Here is a 21,830-nt window from a genome sequence, read left to right on the forward strand (position 1 = left end):
CGTCACGTCGGCAAAGCATTGCCTAAGTTTCCCGACGCTGTGTTGGAATAGTTGCCGACAAGGTGTCGGAAAGAGGTGCTCATGCGGTTTCTCGCCTGGCGCGAGGTGCGCCACGCGCCGGTCAGGTTCGCCCTGATCGCGGGCCTGGTCGCGCTGACGGCCTTCCTGGTTTTCGTCCTGACGGGACTGACGGTCGGCCTCGGCGCGGCGGACGTGTCGGGGCTGCAACGACTGTCGGCGGACGGCATCGTCTACGCCAAGGGCTCGGCCGGCGACCTGTCCCGCAGCAGCCTGCCGGCCGGCGACGCGGCGCTGATCGCCAAGGTCGACGGGGTCAAGGACGTGCGGCCGATCGGCTTCACCCTGGCCTCTCTGACCAGCGGCCAGCACAGCGTGCCGGCGGCGCTGCTGGCCTCGGACGACGCCGGAAGCGGTGTGGTGCTGGACAACCAGGCCCGAGACAAAGGCCTGAATCCCGGCGACACGGTCCGCGTGCAGCCGGGCAACGTCCCGCTGACCATCACCGGCTTCACCGATCTGGGCAGCGTCCAGCACTCGGCGGTGGCCTCGATCCCGCTGGCCGACTGGCAGCGGCTACGTAACGCCAATGGCGTTACCGCGTTTGCCGTGTCCACAACGGACGATGCCGTGCTCGACGCGATCGCCAAGGCGCTGCCGGACACCGAACCGCTGACGAAGGCCGCGGCGATCGACGCGGTTCCGGGCTATCAGGCCGAAACCGGCACGATCGGCCTGATCAGGACCTTCCTGTACGCCGGTGCGGCGCTGCTGATCGGCGTCGTGTTCTGGATCCTCACCCTGCAGAAGGAAGGCCCGCTGGCGGTGCTGCGGGCCACGGGCGCGTCCCGGCGGCTGCTGATCGGTGCGCACGCGACGCAGGTACTGGCGACGGCACTGACCGGCGTGCTCGTCGGCGCGGCGGCCGGCGTGGCGATGGGTGCCGTGATGCCGCCGAACGTCTTCGTCCTGCCGCCCGGTGACGCGGCCACCGCCGGCGCGTTGCTGCTGGTCGTGGCCCTGGCCGGCGCGGCGGCATCGATCCGCCGGCTGTTCACCGTCGACCCGCTGCTCAGCCTGGGAAGGACCGCCTGATGACCGCCGTACTGCACGACATCCGCCACGGCTACGGCGACGTCGAGGTGCTGCACGGCATCGACCTCGACCTGCCGGCCGGCCATCTGGTCGCCCTGCTGGGCCCGAGCGGCTCCGGAAAGACGACATTGCTGGCCATTGCCGGCGGATTGCTCACGCCGACCGCCGGCACCGTGCACATCAACGAATCGCCGCTGTACGTGAGAGGTAAGGTCGACCGAAAGGCCGCCGGAAACACGGCCTACGTGCTCCAGGCCTCGGCCCTGATCGGATTCCTCACGGTGATGGACAACCTTCTCGTCCGAGATATCACCACCGGTAAGAAGCCCGACCGGAAAAGGGCGGAAGAACTGCTCGACGCGGTGGATCTGGCGGCGAAAGCCGGTCGGTATCCGTCGCAGCTCTCCGGTGGTGAACGGCAGCGTGCGGCGGTCGCGGCCGCCCTCTACACGCAGGCCCCGGTGATCCTGGCCGACGAGCCGACGGCGGCCCTGGACCGCGAGCGCGGCCGTGCGGTGATGGAGCTGCTGGCCGCGCACGCCCACGACCGGGACGCGGCGGTGCTGGTCGTCACCCATGACGAACGGGCCCTCGACCTGGCCGATCGGGTCGTGCGGATCGAGGACGGCCGCCTGGGCTGACACCGTATTGTTCGGCTTCGCGGGAGATTTGCCAGACAACCGACACTGTTCAACGATCGAGGTCGACGAACATCGGGGGGTGTCTGGCCATGCCACGAAACGAGCGGCCGCTCGACCCGGGCGACACGCCGCTGCTGCGGTTCGCCGCCGGTCTCCGGCGGCTGCGGGAATCGGCCGGCGGCCCGGTCTATCGGGAACTCAGTGTCAAGGCGCATTATTCGGTCGCTGTGCTGTCCGAGGCGGCCGGCGGCCGGAAACTGCCCTCATTGGCCGTGACACTGGCCTATGTCGACGCCTGTGGCGGCGATCTGGCCGAATGGGAGCGGACGTGGCGGGACGTGGCCGAGGCGCAGGAAGCCCCGGCTGAACCGGACAGTGGTGAGCCGCCGTATCTGGGTCTGTCCGCTTTCCAAATCGAGGATGCCACGCGATTTCACGGCCGCGGCGCGTTGCTGGCCCATTTGTCCAATCAGATCCTCAACCGCCGGCTGGTGGTGGTGTTCGGGGCGTCCGGCGCCGGCAAGTCCTCGTTGCTGCGCGCGGGTCTCGCGGCGGCGAGCCTGCGCGACGGGGTCGACGGCCTCGGCTCGCAGCCGACGGTCGTCTTCGCCCCCGGCGCGCACCCGATCGACGAGTGCGCGCTGGGGCTGGCCGGTCCGACCGGCACCTCGCCGTCCGAGCTGCGGGCGGAGTTGCGGGCCGACCCGGCCGCCCTGCACCTCCGTCTGCGGCAGGCGATGGAGCGGGAGGAGGCGGTCCGCGACGCGCTGATCGTCGTCGACCAGTTCGAGGAGGTCTTCACCCTCTGCGTCGACGAGGACGAGCGGCTGGCGTTCATCACCGCCCTCCTGCACGTCGCCGCGGCGCCGTCCGGCCGGGCCCGGCTCGTGCTCGGCGTCCGGGCCGACTTCTTCGGCCACTGCCTGCAATACCCGCAGCTGCGCCAGGTTCTCGGCGAGGGGCCGGTGCTGGTCGGCGCGATGACCGCCGACGAGCTGCGGCTGGCCATCACCAAGCCGGCGATCGACCTCGGCTACACCGTCGAGACGGCCCTGGTCACGCGGCTCGTCTCGGAGGCCACCAACCAGCCCGGCGTGCTGCCGCTGCTGTCCCATGCCCTGCTGGAGACGTGGCGACGCCGTCAGGGCATCACCCTCACCGCCGCCGGCTACGACGCCGCCGGCGGCATCAGCCACGCCCTCAACCGCACCGCCGAGTCTGTCTACTCTGGACTGACCGACGAGCAGCAAACCGTTGCCCGCCAGGTCTTCTACGTCTCACCGCGCTCGGTGACGGCACCGAGGACACGCGCCGCCGCGTCGACCGGTCCGAGCTGGACCACGTCAACGGTCTCGACGAGGTGCTCGACGCGTTGGTCGCCGCCCGGCTCGTCACCGTCGACCGGGAGAGCGTCGACATCGCCCACGAGGCCCTGATCAGCCACTGGCCCCGGCTGCGCGAGTGGCTCACCGAGGACCGTGACAGTCTCCGCGCGCACCGCCAGCTCACTGAGGCCGCCGAGATCTGGGACGGCCTCAACCGCGACGACGGCGCCCTCTACCGCGGCGCACGCCTCCAGCTCGCCAGGGATTGGGTCCGCTCCTGCACACCGTCGCTGTCGCACCGCGAGCAGGCCTTCTTCGACCGCAGCGTGGACGTCCGTGAGCAGGAGCAGTTGGCCGCCAAGCGTCAAACGCGACGGCAGCGACGGTTGATGGCGTTGCTGGTCGTGCTGCTTCTGGCGCTGTCCGGCACCACCGCGTACTCGCTGATCAGCCAGCAAACCATTGCCCAGCAACGGGACGACGCCACCATCCGCAACGTGATCGACAAGATTCCGGCGGTCGCCACGGACAACCAGCCGCTGGCCGACGAACTCGCGCTCGCCCTCTACCGCTACGCGCCCTCGGATCGGACCCGTGGCCTGCTGCTGAGCACGAGCGTCAACTCGACGCGCGTCGGGGTCGGCCGGTCGGACGAGCGTTTCGACCCCGGCAATGCCCTGAGCGCCGATGCCAGTCACTACGTGTTCGCGGCGGACGACGGGACGGTCGTGCTGCAGGAGCTGGGCCCGGGCGGAACCACCGTGCGGTCGCAGCTGCCGATGCCGCCGGGCATCGTGGGCGCGGTCGCCGCGGTCACGGTCGCCACCGACGTCCGGCACGTCGCCGTTGTGTACAAGGAAAGCACGAACGCCGAGACGGTGGCGCTGTGGGACGTCGCCGACGTCGGCCACCCGAAGGTGCTGCGCACCTACAAGACCGACAACGAGGTCCACGCGATGTTCAGCCCGGACGGCCGGCTGCTGGCGATCGGGAGCATCGAGGGGCCCGGCATCGACCACGGGCCCGGCGACCTGACCGTGTTGGTGCCGGCGGACCGGGACACGCGCCTGTGGGATGTGACCAACCCCGTGGCCGACGCGCCGCTGGCCCAGCTGCCGGTGTCGGCCATGGAGATGCAGTTCTCCGCCGACGGCGGCTCGCTGCTCACCGGCATGGTGACGTCGCCGACCGTCCACAAGAACGGAGGTGGCATGGTGATCGGCATTGGTCCGGCGGAGATCTGGGATGTGAAGCAAGCACTGCAAGGCAAGCCGCCGACGCCGGCAGTGATCGACACCGCCCAGGAGGCGGGCGCCACGGCGTTGTCCGCGGACGGCAGGCTGATCGCTGTCGCCCGGGGCGGAAACTCCGTCGCGTTGTGGCGGCACGACCCACCCGGCGCGCCGGTGAAGATCGGCGACATCACCGTCGGCACCGATCCGTTGCAGCCGGCTTTCAGTCCGGACGGACGCTACCTCGCGCTGGAGGATCTCGCCGGCACGGTCAAGGTGTGGGACGTCAGTGACAGCACGCGACCGGCGCTGGCCGCCACCGTCTCCCGGGCCGGGGCCGGCCTGCTCCGCTTCACCACCGACAACCGGCTGGCCATCGTCGGCAACGGTGCCGTGACGACCATGGGGATGGATGTCGATGTCGCGGCCAAGAAGGTCTGTGCCGAGGTGCGGTACGCGCCGATCGCGCGCAGCCTGTGGAACTGGGACAGCTACTTCCCGGCGATGAGTGTGCCGGAGCCGTGCCCAACCTAGCCCTGCCACTCCCAGGAAAGGCGGGGCGCAGCCATCGGACCGGTCGACGCGGCAGGCTTGAGCTGCGAGACCGAGACGATGGAGAGGTACGAAGCAATGAGCCTTGGCACGATCACGCCGGCGGACGGCCTGACGCTGACCCGCATGGGGTACGGCGCGATGCAGCTGGCGGGGCCGCACGTGTTCGGCCCGCCGAAGGACCACGATGCGGCGATCGAGGTGCTGCACGCGGTGGTGGCGGCGGGGATCACGCACATCGACACGGCCGACTTCTACGGCCCGGTGGTGACCAACGAGCTGATCAGGGAGGCGCTGCACCCGTACGCGGACGGGCTCCACATTGTGACGAAGGTGGGCGCGCGGCGCGGGGCGGACGGCGGCTGGGTGCAGATGCAGCACCCGGAGGACCTCAAGGCGCAGGTGCACGACAACCTGCGCAACCTGGGCCTTGACGCGCTCGACGTGGTCAACCTGCGGGTGGGCGGGCACGACGAGTCGGACGACGACCCGATCACGGAGCAGTTCGGAGCGCTGGCCGACATGCGTGAACAGGGCCTGATCCGGCACCTCGGCCTGAGCGGCGTGAACGCCCGCCAGCTCAAGGAAGCCCAGGCGATCGCCCCGGTGGTGACAGTGCAGAACCTGTACAACATCGCCGACCGCCGGCACGAAGCGCTGCTCAACCAGTGCGAGCAGGAGAACATCGCGTTCGTGCCGTTCTTCCCGCTCGGCGGCTTCTCGCCGTTGCAGTCGGATGCGCTGACGGCCGTGGCCACCCGGCTCGACGCATCGCGGCAGCAGGTCGCGCTGGCCTGGCTGCTCCAGCGGTCGCCGGCGATCGCGGTCATCCCGGGCACGTCATCGGTGGCGCACCTGCGGGAGAACATCGCGGCCGCCGACTTGCGACTGGACGCCGCCACCGTCGCCGAGCTCGACGCGATCGGGGGCTGACGTGACGACGGTCCGGCAGGCCGTGGACGGCGCTCAGGGCCTGCCGGAGCTCACCGAGGTTATCGGCTGACGGTGAACTGGTCGACGGCAGTGCCGTCCTCCGTCAGCGACCGCACGGTCATCTTCGCCGGCGTGGTCGCCGTGCCTGGCACGACGTCAACGGCGACAAGGCAATACCCGGTGTAGCGGACGCGGGACCACGTCACCTTGATCGTCTTGTCGTGACCGCCCTCATCGGACACCTTCATCGGCTGCGTGCCGTCATTGCTGGTCTCGTGGCCCATATAGGTGTCCGAGCCGGGGAACTTGTAGATGCCGCCGCCCCCGCCGCCGGCCACCACGTAGGTCGTGCCGTCCTTGGCCGGGGTGACGGTGTCGCCCGAGGCCAGCTTGCGGGTGGCCTTGCCGGCGCGGATCGGGTCGGTGCGCTCGTAGATGTGGTTGTGTCCATTGAGGACGACGTCCACCTTGTACTGGTCGAACAGCGGCGCCCACTGCTGCTGCGCGCCGAGCTCGGCCCCGTTGTCCTGGCACGTGGAGTACAGGCACTGGTGGAAGTACACCACGATGAAGTCGATGGTGGCGTCGGCCCGCATCGCCTTGAGCGTGTTCTTCAGGAACGCCAGCTGCTTTCCCTTGGTGTAGTTCAGGTTGGCCGGCGTGTTGTAGCAGATGTCGTTGCCGTCCAGGCTGATCAGGCCGACGTTCTGGTAGCGCCACGAGTAGATGCCGGTCGAACCGCTCCAGGCGTTGTCCGGCATGGAGAAGCGGGCCCGCACGCCGCCGTAGCCGTCGGCGGCGTACCACGGCTCCATCTCGTGGTTGCCGATCGCCATCATCCACGGGATCTGCGCGGCGGCCGGCTCGTTCTGGTTGAAGAAGTGGTCCCAGATGCGGGCGTCGTACTCGTCGGTGGTGTCGCCGCCGCCGCTCGAGTTGGCGTAGCTCAGATCGCCCATGTGCAGGTGGAATGCGGGGGACAGGCCGGCGATCAGCGTGGTGGTGGCCGTCGCGTTGTAGCCGACGCCCTGGTCGCCGAAAGCGGTGAAGCCGAAGCCCTTGCCCTTGCCGACGGCCGGCGCGGTGTGGAACGTGGCGACGCCGTCGAGCCGGCCGGCCGGGTCGTAGCCCTGGTGGCCAACCACGTAGTAGTACGTGGTGTCCGGGACGAGCTGGTCGAGCCGGGCGTGCAGGTAGTACTGCACAACGGTTTTCGGCTTGATCAGCGGCTCGTCCTCGGTCGGCTTCTGCCAGGACAGCTGGCTGGTCAGCGTGCGGACCTCGGCGGCGATCGCCTGGCCGAGGTCGGTCGGGCTGGTGCCGATCCGGATGAACGGCGCCGTCACCGCGGCCGGCACCTGCCAGGACACGACCACCTGCTGTGAGGGGTCCGCGCCGAAGGCGATGTGCCGGCCGAAGGGCCGCAGCGACGAGCCCGCGACCTTGTCCACGGCCTTGGGCGTAGGCAGGTTCGTTGCGGCCGAGGCGGTCGCCGGCAGCACGCCGCCCACCGCCAGCGCCGCGCCACCGACCGCCCCGGCACGGAACAGCGCGCGCCGCGAGTAGCGAGCCGTGTACTGCTCATGTTGCTCGGCCAACGTGAGCCGGCGTCCAGATGTCTCCCGCATGAACGAAAAAGTTAGGAAAGTTTCCTATTTAGTGTCAAGAGTCACATCGGTGGCCGCGATCGGTGGTTATCGGCCTGGAGCTGCGTGGAACCGGTGTCGAAACTCGTCACCGGCGGTCACGGTTGATCGAGTCAGGCGTGGCGGCCGGCGTGGGATCGGACATTTCATTTCCGCGATGGGGAAAGTCGGCGGGCCGCTAGGATGGCCGGCAATGCCAGGGTCGTAGCGCAGAGGCAGGCGCATCGGACAGCTAATCCGGAGCTCACGCCGGTTCGAATCCGGCCGCCCTGGCAGGCTCGGTCCCGTAGCGCAGGGGCAGGCGCCCCGCCCTCTCCAGGCGGACACGTCGGTTCGAATCCGGCCGGGACCACGGACTCGGGCAGCGTGTGCTCGCGGACAGCGCGAGCCACGTCGTCCGTCATCGCTTTCCGGGGGCGACCCCGGGACCCCCGATGCCGGGGAACGGAGGGGAGCATGATCACCGAGGCCGAGCTGGCGGTGTTCCACGACACAGTGGCCCGGCTGCGGGCGCTGCCGGCCGACGATCCCGTGCGCCTCAAGGCGGAGCGGGTCGCGGAGTCGTTCTCCCGTGACGGGCGGCAGCAGCGGAAGAAGGTCCGCTCGGCCGAACGGGCGCAGGCCGATGCGGCCATCGACGCCGTGACGGCGACCGGCGGGCGCGACCGCCGCGAGGACGCGCCGCTACGGCCTGACCCGGAGGCCGTCGCCCGGCCGTTGGCCCGGGGTCGGCGTTGCTACATCTGCAAGGAGCCGTACCAGCTCGCCGATCCGTTCTATCACCGGCTTTGTCCGCTTTGCGCCCGGGAGAACCTGGATCGGCGGGAGGCGGTCGCCGACCTGAGCGGCCGCCGCGCGCTGCTGACCGGGGGCCGGGTCAAGATCGGCTTCCAACTGGCCTTGATGTTGCTGCGGGACGGGGCCGAGCTGCTGGTCACGACGCGGTTCCCGCGTGACGCCCAGCGGCGTTTCGAGGCCGTGCCGGGCAGCGCCGAGTGGCTCGATCGGCTCACGCTCGTCGGGATCGACCTGCGGGATCCGCGCCAGGTGCTCGGCCTGGCCGAGTCGCTGCGTTCGGACGGCCGGCCGCTCGACATCCTGATCAACAACGCCGCCCAGACCGTGCGCCGGCCGCCGTCGTCGTACGCCGCGCTCATCGGCGGCGAGACCGGCGCGCTGCCGGCGAACGCCTTGCTGGCGCCGGGTTTCAGCCCCATGCTCGCACTGGGGCCGAGTCACGGTGCCCTGGCGCTGGCCGAGATCGACGAGGCCGGGCTGCTGCCCGACACGGCGCCGGTCAACTCCTGGTCCGCTCGGGTCGGTGAGCTCGATGCCGCTGAGGTGCTGGAGACGCAGCTGGTCAACGCCCTCGCGCCGACGCTGCTGTGCGACCGGCTGCTGCCGCTGCTGCTCGCGTCGCCCCGGCCACGTCGCTACGTGATCAACGTGACCGCCGTCGAGGGGCGCTTTGCCGTGCGCAACAAGACTTCCGGTCATCCGCACACCAATATGGCCAAGGCGGCGTTGAACATGCTGACCCGCACCGCCGGGCCCGATCTGGCCGCCCAGGGCGTGTACATGTGCTCCGTCGACACCGGCTGGATCACCGACGAGAACCCCGCCCCGAAGAAGGCCCGGCTGGCCTCCGACGGTTTCCGCACGCCACTGGACATTGTGGACGGTGCCGCCCGCGTGTACGACCCCATCGTGCGTGGCGAACAGGGCACGCCTTTCGCTGGCGTGTTCCTCAAGGACTACCGGGAGGCCGCGTGGTGAGCCAGCTCGAGCCGTTGCTGACGTGGCTGCGTACCGGCGTGGCCACCGCCGAGCGGCTGGACTTTCCGACTGGCACGGCGTTGCCGGACGGGCGGCTCGACCTGTGCAAGTCGGCGATCGGGTCGGAGGGGGCGGCGCTGGTGGCGGAGTCGTTGCGGCCCGGTGTGGTGCGACACCTGCTGCTCGGCACTGACGGTCTCGGCGACGGCGCGGCCGAGGTGGCAGCGGAGGCGGTCTCGCGCGAGGTGGAGACGCTTTACCTGGGCTGCAACGGCATCACGGCCGGGGGAGTGTGTCGCATCGCTGACAACCTGCGGATGTCGCCCCAGGCCAGTGCGGTGACGGGCATCTGGCTCAAGCGCAACCCCATCGGTGACGGGGATGCGGTGGCGGCGATCATGGAGTCGGCCCGGTCGCTGCGGACCATCGACCTCGTTCAGACCGACCTCGACGCCGATGCCGTCGGTCGGGTGGTGGCGGCGGTCATCGCGGCTCAGCAGGCCGGCCGGCGGATCGAAAGGCTTTATCTGGGTGGCAATCCGCTCGGACCGGCCGGTGCGGTGCACCTGGCGGCGTTGCTGGCGGCCGATACCGTGAGCGAGCTGTACGTGTCCGCCGCCCAGCTCGGTGACGACGGGGCGAACACCATCGCCGATGCCGTCAAGCCCGGTCGGCTGCGCCGAATCTCCCTGGCCAGCAACGGAATCGGTCCGCAGGCCGCAGCACGCCTGGTCATCGCCGCGGCCCGGGCCGGCGTCGAGGTCTGCGACCTCGGGCGGGTCCGTGCGGCCAAGGTCCTTGGTGCCCAAGGAAACCGGCTCGACGAGTCCGCCACCACCGCCATCGCCGCCGCCTTGATCGCGCCGCACCGGTTGCAGCACCTCGTGCTGACCAACACCGGCCTCACCAGCCGCGCTGCTCATCGCCTCCTGGACGGCGCTCAGCACGCCGCCACGCCCACCCGCTTCGCGCTCGGCAAGGGCGTTGCGACCAGCATTCGGCAACGCCTCGATGCCTTGAGCGCCACCATTCCCGCTCGTCCTCCGGTGCCGGAGGACGTGGCGGCGGTGCGCAGTGTGCACCGCCAACCGTTGGCCTAGCGCGGTATCTTCGCGAAGACCTCGATCCAGAAGCGCTGTCGGTCCTCGGCCACGCCGACCAGGTACGTGGCCCGTAGCTTGGGCGGCAGCAGGGCGACCAGCCGCGTGACGACCTTGCTGTGCCGGCGCAGCTGGGAGAGCTCGGCGTTGGCCAGCACCTGGTGCACGAGGTCGCCGCCGTTGCCGCCCTCGGGCGACGCGGCCTCGGACCGTAGCCGGGATTCCCAGTGGCGCACGTCGGCGGCGATCTCGGCCAGACCGGTGACCTGGCGGTTGGCCAGGCGATCGATCAACGCGGTGAGCGGCACGGGGGCGTACTCGCCGTCACCGAGATAGATCGTGGCCAGTTCCAGGGGCAGGCCGCGGCGGTGGAGCTTGACCAAGCGCTCCAAGGTGCGCTTGGTGATCCACTCCCGGCCTTCGTCGTCGATGTCGTGTTTCCACCACTCCAGCACGGTTTCGGCGACACTGCCGTACTGGGCGATCAGCCACTCGTTGGCCGGGATGTCGCCCGGGTCGACCTGAAGCGACACGGTGAACCGGGTGGCCTGGGCGATGTTGTTGCGGGAGACCAGAAGCTTGCGGCCCAGGTGATACGGCGGATTCTGGATCGCCACCTGGGCCCGCAGCCCACGGATCGGCTGGCCGGCCAGCGACCACTCCTGCGTGATCTCCATCAGCCGGGCGAAGGCCGCCTTGTCCTTGGGGCGGTTGTACTCGTCCCACACGATCGCCTTCGACCCGTCGCCGGTGAACGGCCGCGACAGCAGGTTCTCCAGCGTGCCGTCGGCGGTCGGCAACGGCACGCACAGGTCCTCGACATTGGTCACCGGCAACGAGAAGTACAGCGGCTCGTGGCCGAGTTCGGTGCGGATCGTCTCCCGCACCAGTTCGGTCTTGCCGCAGCCGGGCGGCCCCTGGAGCAGCACGCACCAGCGGTTGCGCAGCGCCGCCCGTAGCACCTGCCGCACCGGATCCGGGATTGTCGAAGGGTTTTCGACGCCGAGAGCAGTGGCCAACCGGTCGAGGATCTCCTTCGTGCGGTCGATGCTTTTCTGCCCGCGCGTCTCGGCCAGCCGCAGCCGCTCGCCGTTGACCAGCGGCAACGCCCAGCGCAGCGGGAATCCCTCGCGCGCGTTGGCCAGGACGTGCTCCATCGTCCTGGGGGACAACAACTCCCGCAGTTCCGGGCCGAGCGACTTCCACACGTCGAAGAACGGCTGGAGGTTCCAGTCGCGATGGCGGGCCGCCAAGGTCGTGCGCCAGGCGGTGTCGTTCGCGGTCACCCGCACGGTGACCATGCGGTCGAGGATGGCTAGATCGCTGCGCCGGGCCGAGGTCTCGGCCAGCGACTCGTTGTCGGTCAGGAACACGCCGACACAGCCGAGTTGCCGCAGATCGTGCTCGCCGAGCGTCCAGTTGCAGGCGATCTGCATGAGCTGCGACTGGATGGTCTCGCCGGCCTGGAGCGAGTCGTCGATCAGCAGTACGAACGGCTTGCCCGGCCGCAGCTGGCTCATCACCAGCTGCCGCAGCACCAGCTCGCCGTCCTCCCGCACCGGGGCGTTGACCAGCAGGTCGTCCGGCGTGAGATTGGCCGCCGGCACGAACACCAGCGCGGTGTCCGGATAGGACTCCCTGATGTGCGAGAAGAAGGTCGCCGTCTTGCCGATGCCGTGCGGGCCGAAGACCTGCCCGGTCTGGCCGATGTCGATCATCGCGTCGATGAACGAGGCCAATCGGGAGCCGGTATCGGGCGGCGTCCGGTAGGTCGCGTTGGGCCGCCAGGTCTGGGACGTCGTCATCGGCTCGGTCTTCCGGTCACGGGCCGCACGCGGTGGCAGGCCATGGGTGGGGTGTGCGTGTCGGGCCAGTCGTCGCCGCCCTCGGTGATCAGCCAGATCCACTTGTCCGGCTCGGCCGGCGTCACGTGTGGGGCGTAGCCGTCGGTCAGCATGATCACGGCGTCCGGGCGTTCCTCGAAGTGCTTGCCGTCCACTGTGGACTTGCCTTCCACGTAGTCGACGACGTTCTGGAAGCTCGTTCCGCCGCCGCCGAGCACGCGCTCGCCCGGCTTGAACGGCATGACCACGCCGTCGAAGGACAACCAGTGCGCCTGCACGCCGTCGATGCCGCCGACCAGCTCGATCATCCAGTCCACCACACCCTGCGGCATGGAGCCGGAAGTGTCGTAGGCGATGACCAACACCTTGTCCCGCACCGGACCGCAGCGGGACAGCATGGGCTCGTGGCCGAGCATCGCCAGCACCGCGCCGCGCTTTTTGGGGTACACCAGGCGTTCGCCCTCGCGCAGCTTGGAGCCGAGCACGTCGACCAGCCAGCGTTGCCACCAGTCGACCTTGCCCGTCTTCGCCGTCGTGCCGCGCAGCACGCCCGCGCCGAGCCTGTCCCAGGCCTTGCTCGCACCGTCCTCGGTGCGCCCCATCAGGTCCAGCAGCTCCTGCTCGGCGCCGGAATTGCCCCGACGGGCGGCCAGCAGCGAGTTCAGCAAGGTCGACGACACCACCGAGTCGACCGTCTCCTGGTCGGACGGAATCTGATGCGTCACGTGCACGCACAGCGGCGGCGGCACCGGCGGGTGCTTCATGCGCTTGAGTTCGGTGTAGACGGTCAGGTCGGTATCGACGAAGTCCCGGTACTCCAACGGAACCAGGCCGTGTGCGGTCAAGTCCTCCCGGTACAGCGCGTGGATCTTCGCCGGCTCGATGCCGATCGGTTTGCCGTCCAGCACCGGCAGTCCCTGCTTGAGTCGAACCAGGCCGACGTGGTTGATCGCGACCTCGGCGGCCAGCGTGAACACCGGGTCGTCGCGGAGTTCCTGGTCGGCGAACAGGTGTCGGTGCACCAGGTGCCGAGCCTCGTGGAACAGCGCGAATTTGACGCCATCCAAGCCGATGCCGACGAAGAAGTCCGGGTTGAACAGCAGCAGGCAGGTGCCGTCGCCGGAGGCCACCACCGCGGCGGTGTCGACTGCCGTGGTGGCGATCTGGTGCGGGCACTTGGCGAACAGCCACGAGCCGACCACCGAGTCGTTGAGGCCGAAGTCCAGCAGGGCAGCCTCTTTGAGGCGCCGCGCCTCGGCGATCACCTCGGGCGCGGCCGGCCGCCAGTCGGCCAGCGCGCGGCGATCGGTCAGGTCGACGACCGGCAACCGCTTGCGGTGCTCCATTTCTCCCTCTGTAAGATCCGAGTCGACGGGTCGTAGCGCAGAGGCAGTCGCGCCACTATCGCATGGTGGATACGCTGGTTCGAATCCAGCCGCCCGTCACCTACTTGCAATGGCTCCGCAGGTGCGGAGCAGTTCCGGCAGCGTGCCGGCGAACGTCGGCAGCAGCTGGGCCAGCACCGCCCAGGCGTCCGGGTCGGCCCCGATCTCGGCTCGTACCAACGGCGCCAGCAGCGCGGCCGCCTCGCCCGCCCGCTGCGGGAACAGCTGGGCGCCGGCTTGCAGCACTTCGAGCATCCGCTGCGGCGGCCGGCTTTGCTCGACGTACTCGCGCAGCTCGACGATGCCCGCGTCGCGCAGCCGGTTGGTGAACTTGGCGTGCGACCCGAACTGGGCCCGAACCTCAGGCGGGCAGTCGATCCGCTCGGCCAGCGCCCACCGGGTGTAACCGGACAGCGGCTGCACCCGGTCGGCCCCGGCCACGTTGTCCCAGTCCCGCACGCCGACCGCCTGGACCGCCTCCCGGGCCAGGCCCAGCGTACGCGCGTGGCGCAGCTCGCCGATCACGCCCCGCGGCCCGGCGAAGATCTCCGGCTCACGATGCGTGCACGACCTCCCCGGGCAGGTCGTCGGCACCGTCAGCGGCTCGCGGGCGGGGCCGAATGCCCGGCCCCGCAGGATGTCTCGCTTGAGCACGTCGGGGATGGTGTGCTGGTGGAACACCAGCAGGTTGGTGGCCGGGTCGTCCCGCTCCAGCATCCAGAACCACACCACTTTAGGTGCGTCGAGGCGGAGCAGGTCCTGCGCCGCGGTGCTGTCCGCGTACTGCTTGGGCAGCTGGATGCCCAAGCGCTCGCGCACGGCCGCGGCGTCCTTCGGTTCGATCAGCGAGAGCAGGAAGTGCACGCCCGCCCCGTAGTTCCCACCCTTCACCGCGGAAGTATCGCAGAGCCCCCGGCCCGGGCACGCCGTATTTCCGGTGGGAGCGGTCATACTCGGCGGGTGCGCAACGAGTTCTCCGGGATCGCGCGGAACGTCGTGCAGGCGCGGCGGATCAGCGGCGGCGTGCACTTCCACGAGTCTCGGCCGGTGCCGACCGGTCTTGCCGGGCTCCCCGCCGTCGACCGCCTCACCGGCCGGTCCGCCGAACTCGCCGTCCTCGCCGCCGTTCTTTCGCCCTCCAGTGAGCAGGCCGTGTGCACCATCGCCGGGCTCGGCGGCGTCGGCAAGACCACCCTCGCTGTCCACGCCGCCCGTCAGGCCCAGTTCGCCGGTGGCGTGCTGTTCATCGACCTGCACGGCTACGACTCCACCCGCCGCGTGAGCGCTTCATCCGCTTTGTCGACTTTGTCGCGGATGCTCGGCGTGGCCGACGAGCACATCCCCCAGCAACAGGCCGACCTCGAAGACCTCTACCGCACGGTCTTGTCCGCCCTTGCCGACGACGGTCAGCCCGTCCTCGTGCTCGCCGACAACGCCTCCGACGTCTCCCAGGTGCTGCCGCTTCTTCCCGGCCGCCCCGAGCACCGCATGCTCGTCACCGCCCGCGTCACCCTGCCCATTCCCCGCGCCCGCCGCCTTTCCCTCGACGTTTTGCCTGTTGCGGACGGCGTCGAAGTCCTCGACCACGCCCTCCGCGCCGCCAATCCCTCCGACACCCGCATTTCGGACGAGCCCGTCGAGGCCGCGGCTTTGGTCGACCTGTGCGGTGGCCTGCCCCTGGCCTTGTGGATCATCGCCCAGGTCCTCGCCGACCACCCCGATCGCCCGGTCGCCGACCTGGTCTCGACCGTCGCCGACGAACAGGACCGGCTAGGGGAGTTGGCCTACGGCGATTCGTACGCGGTCCGTTCGGTGTTCATGGCGTCGTATCGGAGCCTCCCCGACGAACAGGCCCGCCTGTTTCGCCTGTTCGCGGCCCATCCCGGCCCCTTTCTCGACCGAGAGACTGCCGCTGCGCTCGCCGATCGGCCCGAAACCGCCACCCGCCGTCTGCTGGACGGCCTGACCCGTGCCCACCTGGTCCGGGAGGAGCATGGTTGGTACACCATGCACGACCTGGTCCTGCTCTTCGCGGTGGAACGCTTTGCCGAAGACAACGACGAGTCCGCGATCGAACGCCTCGCGATGCACTACCGGGACGTGGTGAAGGCGGCGGTGAGCCACCTGGAGCCGGACTTGGCCAGCTCGGACCGATTCCGGGACCGGGCTGGTGCCGTCGCCTGGCTGGACGCCCAACTGCCCAACACGATGGCCGTCGCCGAACTGGCCGGCGACGGGGGTTTGCCCGAAGTCGTACGGGACATCGGCCTTTCCCTGGTGCCCTACTTCGACTTCCGGCGGTACTGGCTGACCTGGGCGACGGCCGGCGAACTCGCGCTCACCGCCGCCCGCATCCTGGGCGACGCCACGGCCGAGGCGGACGCGCTGAACAGCCTCGGCCTCGCCTATCAGGGGCTGCGCGGCCGCGGCGACGACGCGATCGAGAGTCTCGAGCAGGCTCTCGCAATCCACGGGTTCCTTGGCGATCGGGCCGGCATGGCGGCGGCGTTGACCAACCTGGGCAACGCCGAGCTGCACCGGGGCCGCCCGGATGAGGCTGCCGATCGGCAACGCCAGGCGGCCGCGTTGTACCGGCAGCTCGGCCACCGTCGCGGCGAGGCCGCCACACTGGTGAACCTCGCCGCTGTCGAAGAGAAACGCGGCCGTTTTCGGGAGGCGTTGGCGACCTATCGGACTGCGGTGCCGGCGGCCGTGGCCAGCGGCGACCGTCATCGCCTTGCGGCCACCTTGTCGAGCATCGCGGGTGTCCTGGTGAAAATGGGAGACACCGCGCGGGGAGAGGAGGAACTCGAGCGCGCGCTGTCGCTCCACCGCGAGCTGGGCGACCGGGAAGGCGAGGCATGGTCGCTTCGGACAATGGCCGGCGCCTATGCCGACGCCATGCGGTTCGACCAGGCCATCGACGCCTATCAGCGGGCACTGGCCATTTTTCGGGAGGTCGGCGACATGTTCGAGGAAAGCGAGACGCTGATCCGGATGGCTGAGATCTACCGGCGGGCCGATCGCCACACCGAAGCGATCGAGCACGGGTTGCGGGCGATCGACCGGCACCGGGAGCTCGGCGACGAGTTCGGCGTGGCCACGATCCTGAGCTACCTGGGCCGGGCCCACCGCGCACTCGGCGAGCCCGACACGGCCGCGGACTGCTTCGAACGGTCGATGGCGATCTTCGCTGAGATCGACGCTCCGGAGGATCTCGAGTTTGTGCGAGAACTAGCTGACCGCGGCGTGTCGGGAGGCCAGGACCTCGCGGGCGGCGGCGGCGATGGCTTCGGCGTCGATGCCGGCGGCGCGGAGTAGTTCCTCGGGGGTGCCGGAGGTGGGCATGATGCGGACCGCCAGTTTGCGCACGATCACGGGCTCGTCCAAGCCGGCGAGGGCGTCCAACACCGCGTCGCCGAGGCCGCCCTCGGGCCAGTGGTCCTCGGCGACGATGACGGCGTGGGTGTCGCGGGCGGCGGCGATGAGGGTGTCGGCGTCGATGGGCTTGATCGAGTAGCAATCCACGACGCGGGCCTGGATGCCTTCGGCGGCAAGGAGTTCGGCGGCGCGGTCGGTCTCCTCGACCGTGATGCCGCAGCCGATCAAGGTGACGCGATCGTCCGAAGTGGACCGGAGGGTGCGGCTGCCGCCGATGTGCACGTCCTCGTCGGGGGACGTGCGGACGAGGGTCTTGCTGCGAAGGGTGCGGAGATAGGAAATGCCCTTGCGAGTCGCCATTTCCTCGACGAGACGGGCGGTCTGGTTGGCGTCGGAGGGGTGCAGCACGGCGCTGCCGTGCACCGCCCGCAACGAAGCCATGTCCTCCAAGGCCATCTGCGACGGGCCGTCAGGACCGATGGAAACGCCGGCGTGGGAGCCGGAAAGACGGAGGTCGGCACGGGAGATGGCGGCCATGCGGATGAAGTCGTAGGCCCGGGAGAAGAACGCGGCGAAGGTCGAGGCGAACGGCACCCAACCGCGGGCCTGCATGCCGACCGCGGCGGCGATCATCTGCTGCTCGGCGATGTACATCTCGAAGTAGCGGTCGGGATGCGCGTGCGCGAACTCCTCGCTGTGGGTGGAATTCGACACCTCGCCGTCCAAGGCCACCACATCGCCGCGCAGAGACCCGAGGGCGGCCAAGGCCTTGCCGTAGGCCAACCTGGTCTCGACGTGAGAACCGGTGTCCCACACGGGAAGCGAACCACCGGGCACCGCAAACGTATGCGGGGAGCACGATTCAGGCTTGGCCACCGACACGCTGAGATCCCGGACGCCGCCCAACTCGGCGATGGCGGCCTCGGGGTCGTCCAAAGGCTTGCCGTGCTTGCCGGGCAGGTCCTCGACCGCCGCGACACCCTTGCCCTTCTTGGTCCGGGCGAACAACACTGTCGGCCGGTCGGTCACCTCGGCCGCGGCATAGGCGACCTCGATGGCCTCGACATCGTGCCCGTCCAACGTGATCGCGTGCCAACCGAACGCCCGCGCGCGGGCAGCGTAGGTCTCGACGTCCCAGCCGAGCATGGTCTCGGTGGTCTGCCCCAACCGGTTCACGTCGACAATGGCGACCAGATTGGACAGTCCATAGTGGGCAGCGTGCTCGAAGGCCTCCCACATCGACCCCTCGGCCATCTCGGAATCCCCGCACAGCACCCAAACCCGGTACGGCAGACGGTCAAGCTTCTGCGCGGCCAAGGCGATCCCGACACCGACCGGAAGCCCCTGGCCCAGCGAGCCAGTGGCGACGTCGGTCGGCGGAATCCGGGGAGTCGGGTGCCCCTCCAGCCGGCTGCCGAACTGCCGGTACGTGGCGAACTCGTCGGCGTCGATCGCCCCCACCGCCTTGAGCATGCTGTAGTACAGCGGCGACGCGTGGCCCTTGGAGAAGATCAGGTGATCGTTGTCCGGAGCGTGCGGATTGTCGTAGTCGAGGCGCAGGTGCCCGTCCAGCAGCACCGCCATCAGGTCCGCCGCGGACATCGACGAGGTCGGGTGGCCCGAGCCGGCGTCGGCCGCCAGGCGGACCGAGTCGACCCGCAGCTGCTGCCCGAGCTCGCGCCGGAAATCGGCCTGGTTGTCGCTCATACGGGTGGGCTACCCCGGCTCGGCCGGCCTCAACGTCGGATCGGCCACGAGTTTGAGCCGTGTCGACGGGGTACCCGGACAGTCATGACGAGCCCACCCGATCCCGACCTGACCACCAGCGAGCAGCTCGACGAGGACGAGCTGGGCACCGATCCGCTGGAGGGCGGCGTGGAGCCGCCCGAGGACTGGTCGGCGGCGGACCGGTTCGGCACCACGCCCCGTGAGGAACGCGAGGGCGAGACGCTGGACCAGCGGCTCGCCGAGGAGGAACCCGATCGGTACGCCAACCCGAGAGAGGCAGTGATGTCCGAGCAGCTGCGCGGCCGTACGGTCGCGATCCTGGCCACCGACGGCGTCGAGCAGGTGGAGCTGACCGAGCCCATGGCGGCCGTGGAACGGGCCGGCGGCGTCGCGAAACTCGTGTCCATCAAGGACGGCGAGATCCAGGGGATGAATGCCGACGTCAACGCGGCCGACACGTTTGCCGTCGACGTCGCCGTCGATGACGCCACTGTGGACGATTTCGACGCGCTGATCCTGCCCGGTGGCACCACGAATCCCGACAAGCTGCGGCAGAACGACCGGGCCGTGTCGCTCGTGCACGACTTCTTCGAGGCCGGCAAGCCGGTCGCGGCCATCTGCCACGGCCCGTGGCTGCTGGTCGAGGCCGACGTCGTGCGTGGCCGGACCTTGACGTCGTACCCGAGCGTACGGACCGACATCCGCAACGCCGGCGGCACGGTGGTGGACAAGGAAGTCGTCATCGACGGCGGCCTGGTCACCAGCCGAAACCCCGACGACCTGCCGGCGTTCTGCGAGGCGCTGGTGCGGGAATTCGCCGAGGCGCGGACGTGACGCTGGATTGGCACGGACCGCCGACCGGGCCGACGGTGCTGGTCCTCGACCCGGCCGGGCTGGCCGATCACGGCGCGCTTCCGGCGACGTGGCGGCCGCTGGCCGAGCACCTGCGCATCGGTTGGGCCCGCTACACCGGCTTGGACGGCATCGATGCGCTGCTGGCCGGGCTCGGCCCGGTGCACCTGGTGTCCAGCGGCGCGGGAACCGAGGCCGTGCTGCGGCTGGCGGTGCACCACGCTGACCAGGTGAACTCGGTGGTGATCGTCGATCCGACGCCGACGGCCGAGGTCGTGCGGTCTGAGCTGGCCGAGAACGGCGTTGTGCTGCGGACCTTCGTGAGCGACGAGTCCGTGCGGGTGGAGCCCGCGCCGCTGGGCCACCCCGATGTGGTGGGCCGGGTCGTGGAGACGCTGTTGGCCGTCGAGCCCGAGCATGGCGAGCTGGCCGACGACTGGGAGAAGGTCCGTGCGCAGGTCGCCGAGGCGCTGCGACGGGCCCGCGAGACGAGGTTGTGAAACGCGCTACCCGTTGTTTGTGCCCCCGGGGCGCGTGGGTAGGCGATCTTCATGACCCGAATGGAGGAGAACGCTGTCCGACTGCGCCGGCCACTCGTGTGGGTGGTGTTGGCCGTCGTCTGCCTGATCGTGGTGAACGCCCCGGAGGCCGGGCTGATCCCCGTGCACGACCCCGTCATCTCGAAGGCGATCTCGTTGTCCGGCGCCCTGTTGTTCGTGATCGCCGGCGTCTTGGCGACCAGGCGGATCGCCGACTACGTCGACGCCCGCCTGGCCCGCCGCGGCATGGGATCCGCCGGCTCGGTCCTGGCCGTCGTCATCTCCGCCGTCGGCTACTGCATCGTCGTGTTGACCGCCTTGAGCGTGTTGGCGATCCCCTTGCAGCAGCTCGTCGTCGGCGGCGCCCTGACCGGTGTCGTCGTCGGTATCGCCGCCCAGCAGACCCTCGGCAACGTCTTCGCCGGCCTGATGATCCTGATGGTGCACCCCTTTCGTGTCGGCGACACCATCGAAGTGCGGTCCGGCGCGTTGAACGGGCCGTTCACCGGCCGGGTGCGGGCACTGGGGCTGACCTACGTGACCCTGGCCGCCGAGAACGGAACCCTGCTGCTGCCCAACGCAGGCGTCCTGGCCGCCGGCGTCACCGTCGGCCTGCACGAGGCGGAGTGAGGTGGTCAGTCCTGGCGGGCGCGCGGTTCGAGGGCGCGGCCCACGTCAGTGCGGCTGGTGACCCCGAGCTTGGCGTAGGCCCGGCGCAGGAGCCGACTGACAGACTGCCGGCTGAGCGACAGCTGATCGGCGATCTGCACGGCCGTCCTGCCTGCCGCCGCCAGCGTTGCCACGTCGAGTTCGCGCCGTGTCAGGCCGAACGGCGGGTTGGCTGCCCGTGTGTAGACGTCCGCGAGGCCGGCGTCGACGTCGAAGCCCACCGGCTCCGGATCAGTCTCGTGTGCATGCCTTACCGCGTCTCGGGCGGCGGTCTCGTCCGGCTCGGTCATGACGGTTCGCCTCGTTTCGTGGTGTTGGTCAGCTCTGTGATGAGCGGTCGTAGCTGGTCGACCATCTCTTTTGTATGTGAGCCCACAGTGGATTCGTTCATGTCCAGCCACCTTGCGATCTCGCGGTATGTCCAGCCGGCAAGAAAGCGGAGGGCGGCAACCTCTCGTCGCCGTCGCGGCTGTCGGTCGATCAGCGCCCGGACCCGCGACAGCACGGCGAGATCGTCGAGAATCCGGTCATACCCCGGCTCGTCGCCGCCATGGTCCAGCTCGGCTGGTTCGAATCGGCTCTGGGCGCGATACCAGGTGGCGACCTTCTTCACCGCAATGCCGATGACGTACCGATGGTTGGCGTCGAGCGAGCGCATGGCGTGCAGGTCCCAGCGTTCGAGCATCACGACGTAGGCATCCTGGGTGGCATCGAGGGCGACGTGTCGATCGCGGGACACCCGTAAGGCCGCTCGCAGCGTGCTTTCCACGGTCTTGCGGTAGAAGGCGTCGAAGTCGGGGCGGCTCACCGGGGCGGCACCGTGATCTCGAGGCACGCCCCGGCAACGTCCCGGTCGACGATATGGATGCCGGCGGAAGCGTCCCGGGCCAGCTGTTCCAGACCGGCGCGGCGCGATCGGTCGCGGATCAGCGCGACGATGGTCCTTGCCGCGACGGGTGTCGCCACCATCGCGAATCCCCAGAAGTCGGCCATGTGGTGCCCCCTTTCACCACCTAGTCGGAACCGGCCGTCATTTTGTCCAGCCGCAGCTGTGGCAGTCCGAGAATCACTCGTTCGGCCGAGCGGTATCGTCCAGGCGACGTGGCCTGGGAAG

Annotated in this window: 18 protein-coding genes, 3 tRNA genes and 1 pseudogene; 14 read left to right on the top strand and 8 right to left on the bottom strand. The window is 69.7% G+C overall.

Annotation, left to right across the window (positions count from 1 at the left end; all coding sequences use genetic code 11):
- Positions 1-81 precede the first annotated feature (81 nt).
- From M3Q35_RS06260 to M3Q35_RS06280, 5 genes and pseudogenes are all read left to right on the top strand, one after another.
- Positions 82-1,113 (top strand): FtsX-like permease family protein, encoded by a 1,032-nt coding sequence (locus M3Q35_RS06260; RefSeq protein ID WP_273940695.1) that lies wholly within the window; start codon positions 82-84, stop codon positions 1,111-1,113.
- Entirely contained in the window at positions 1,113-1,754 is a 642-nt protein-coding gene (locus M3Q35_RS06265; protein ID WP_273940696.1) for an ABC transporter ATP-binding protein, read from the top strand. The genes M3Q35_RS06260 and M3Q35_RS06265 overlap by 1 nt, the downstream gene beginning before the upstream one ends.
- A gap of 89 nt (positions 1,755-1,843) precedes the next feature.
- Positions 1,844-3,001, top strand: a pseudogene (locus tag M3Q35_RS06270) (nSTAND1 domain-containing NTPase); the annotation flags it as partial.
- On the top strand, positions 2,884-4,845 hold the full coding sequence (locus M3Q35_RS06275) for a WD40 repeat domain-containing protein (protein WP_420704758.1): 1,962 nt from the start codon (positions 2,884-2,886) through the stop codon (positions 4,843-4,845). The pseudogene M3Q35_RS06270 and the gene M3Q35_RS06275, both read left to right, overlap by 118 nt.
- Before the next feature lie 96 nt (positions 4,846-4,941).
- A complete protein-coding gene (locus tag M3Q35_RS06280) occupies positions 4,942-5,796 on the top strand; it encodes an oxidoreductase (protein ID WP_273940699.1) in 855 nt (284 codons plus the stop codon).
- A 59-nt stretch (positions 5,797-5,855) separates the two neighbouring features.
- Here the strand turns inward: M3Q35_RS06280 and M3Q35_RS06285 are convergent, their stop codons facing one another.
- Positions 5,856-7,424, bottom strand: coding sequence for a purple acid phosphatase family protein (locus tag M3Q35_RS06285; protein WP_273940700.1), 1,569 nt, complete (start codon positions 7,422-7,424; stop codon positions 5,856-5,858).
- A 213-nt stretch (positions 7,425-7,637) separates the two neighbouring features.
- Here M3Q35_RS06285 and M3Q35_RS06290 point away from each other — a divergent pair.
- From M3Q35_RS06290 to M3Q35_RS06305, 4 genes are all read left to right on the top strand, one after another.
- Positions 7,638-7,717: transfer RNA gene (locus tag M3Q35_RS06290), tRNA-Ser, on the top strand.
- Positions 7,718-7,722: 5 nt separating this feature from the next.
- Positions 7,723-7,794, top strand: a tRNA-Glu gene (locus M3Q35_RS06295).
- A gap of 104 nt (positions 7,795-7,898) precedes the next feature.
- Positions 7,899-9,218: an SDR family NAD(P)-dependent oxidoreductase gene (locus tag M3Q35_RS06300; protein ID WP_273940701.1), complete on the top strand. Its 1,320-nt coding sequence runs from the start codon at positions 7,899-7,901 to the stop codon at positions 9,216-9,218.
- Entirely contained in the window at positions 9,215-10,318 is a 1,104-nt protein-coding gene (locus M3Q35_RS06305) for a leucine-rich repeat domain-containing protein (RefSeq protein WP_273940702.1), read from the top strand. Before M3Q35_RS06300 ends, M3Q35_RS06305 begins: the two co-directional genes overlap by 4 nt.
- Here M3Q35_RS06305 and M3Q35_RS06310 read toward each other — a convergent pair.
- Both M3Q35_RS06310 and M3Q35_RS06315 read right to left on the bottom strand, forming a co-directional pair.
- Positions 10,315-12,123 carry an ATP-binding protein gene (locus tag M3Q35_RS06310; protein WP_273940703.1) on the bottom strand — a complete coding sequence of 603 codons (1,809 nt, stop codon included), beginning with the start codon at positions 12,121-12,123 and terminating at the stop codon, positions 10,315-10,317. The two genes, M3Q35_RS06305 and M3Q35_RS06310, sit on opposite strands and share 4 nt — an antisense overlap.
- Entirely contained in the window at positions 12,120-13,508 is a 1,389-nt protein-coding gene (locus M3Q35_RS06315) for a vWA domain-containing protein (RefSeq protein ID WP_273940704.1), read from the bottom strand. Before M3Q35_RS06315 ends, M3Q35_RS06310 begins: the two co-directional genes overlap by 4 nt.
- 24 nt (positions 13,509-13,532) lie before the next feature.
- Between M3Q35_RS06315 and M3Q35_RS06320 the strand changes: the two genes are divergently transcribed.
- Positions 13,533-13,607 (top strand) — tRNA-Ala (locus M3Q35_RS06320).
- Here M3Q35_RS06320 and M3Q35_RS06325 read toward each other — a convergent pair.
- Positions 13,605-14,438, bottom strand: a complete 834-nt coding sequence (locus M3Q35_RS06325) for a hypothetical protein (protein WP_273940705.1) — start codon at positions 14,436-14,438, stop codon at positions 13,605-13,607. The genes M3Q35_RS06320 and M3Q35_RS06325 overlap by 3 nt on opposite strands.
- Before the next feature lie 69 nt (positions 14,439-14,507).
- On the opposite strand from M3Q35_RS06325, the gene M3Q35_RS06330 reads away from it, so the two are divergent.
- Positions 14,508-16,868 carry an ATP-binding protein gene (locus M3Q35_RS06330; RefSeq protein WP_273940706.1) on the top strand — a complete coding sequence of 787 codons (2,361 nt, stop codon included), beginning with the start codon at positions 14,508-14,510 and terminating at the stop codon, positions 16,866-16,868.
- Here M3Q35_RS06330 and M3Q35_RS06335 read toward each other — a convergent pair.
- On the bottom strand, positions 16,782-18,635 hold the full coding sequence (locus tag M3Q35_RS06335; RefSeq protein WP_273940707.1) for a transketolase: 1,854 nt from the start codon (positions 18,633-18,635) through the stop codon (positions 16,782-16,784). The two genes, M3Q35_RS06330 and M3Q35_RS06335, sit on opposite strands and share 87 nt — an antisense overlap.
- Before the next feature lie 303 nt (positions 18,636-18,938).
- On the opposite strand from M3Q35_RS06335, the gene M3Q35_RS06345 reads away from it, so the two are divergent.
- Genes M3Q35_RS06345 through M3Q35_RS06355 form a run of 3 tightly spaced genes read left to right on the top strand, consistent with a single transcriptional unit; the run spans position 18,939 to position 20,677 of the window.
- Positions 18,939-19,490 carry a type 1 glutamine amidotransferase domain-containing protein gene (locus M3Q35_RS06345; RefSeq protein WP_273944268.1) on the top strand — a complete coding sequence of 184 codons (552 nt, stop codon included), beginning with the start codon at positions 18,939-18,941 and terminating at the stop codon, positions 19,488-19,490.
- A complete protein-coding gene (locus tag M3Q35_RS06350; protein WP_273940708.1) occupies positions 19,487-20,008 on the top strand; it encodes a hypothetical protein in 522 nt (173 codons plus the stop codon). Before M3Q35_RS06345 ends, M3Q35_RS06350 begins: the two co-directional genes overlap by 4 nt.
- A 51-nt stretch (positions 20,009-20,059) precedes the next feature.
- A complete protein-coding gene (locus M3Q35_RS06355) occupies positions 20,060-20,677 on the top strand; it encodes a mechanosensitive ion channel domain-containing protein (RefSeq protein WP_273940709.1) in 618 nt (205 codons plus the stop codon).
- Between the two features lie 5 nt (positions 20,678-20,682).
- On the opposite strand, the gene M3Q35_RS06360 is transcribed toward M3Q35_RS06355, so the two are convergent.
- From M3Q35_RS06360 to M3Q35_RS06370, 3 genes are read right to left on the bottom strand one after another with little or no spacing between them, the layout of a single operon-like run.
- Positions 20,683-21,006, bottom strand: coding sequence for a helix-turn-helix domain-containing protein (locus M3Q35_RS06360; protein ID WP_273940710.1), 324 nt, complete (start codon positions 21,004-21,006; stop codon positions 20,683-20,685).
- Positions 21,003-21,524, bottom strand: a complete 522-nt coding sequence (locus M3Q35_RS06365) for an RNA polymerase sigma factor (RefSeq protein WP_273940711.1) — start codon at positions 21,522-21,524, stop codon at positions 21,003-21,005. Before M3Q35_RS06365 ends, M3Q35_RS06360 begins: the two co-directional genes overlap by 4 nt.
- Positions 21,521-21,709: a hypothetical protein gene (locus M3Q35_RS06370; protein ID WP_273940712.1), complete on the bottom strand. Its 189-nt coding sequence runs from the start codon at positions 21,707-21,709 to the stop codon at positions 21,521-21,523. The genes M3Q35_RS06365 and M3Q35_RS06370 overlap by 4 nt, the downstream gene beginning before the upstream one ends.
- Positions 21,710-21,830: the final 121 nt, after the last annotated feature.

Source organism: Kutzneria chonburiensis (genome assembly GCF_028622115.1).
Lineage (GTDB): Bacteria > Actinomycetota > Actinomycetes > Mycobacteriales > Pseudonocardiaceae > Kutzneria > Kutzneria chonburiensis.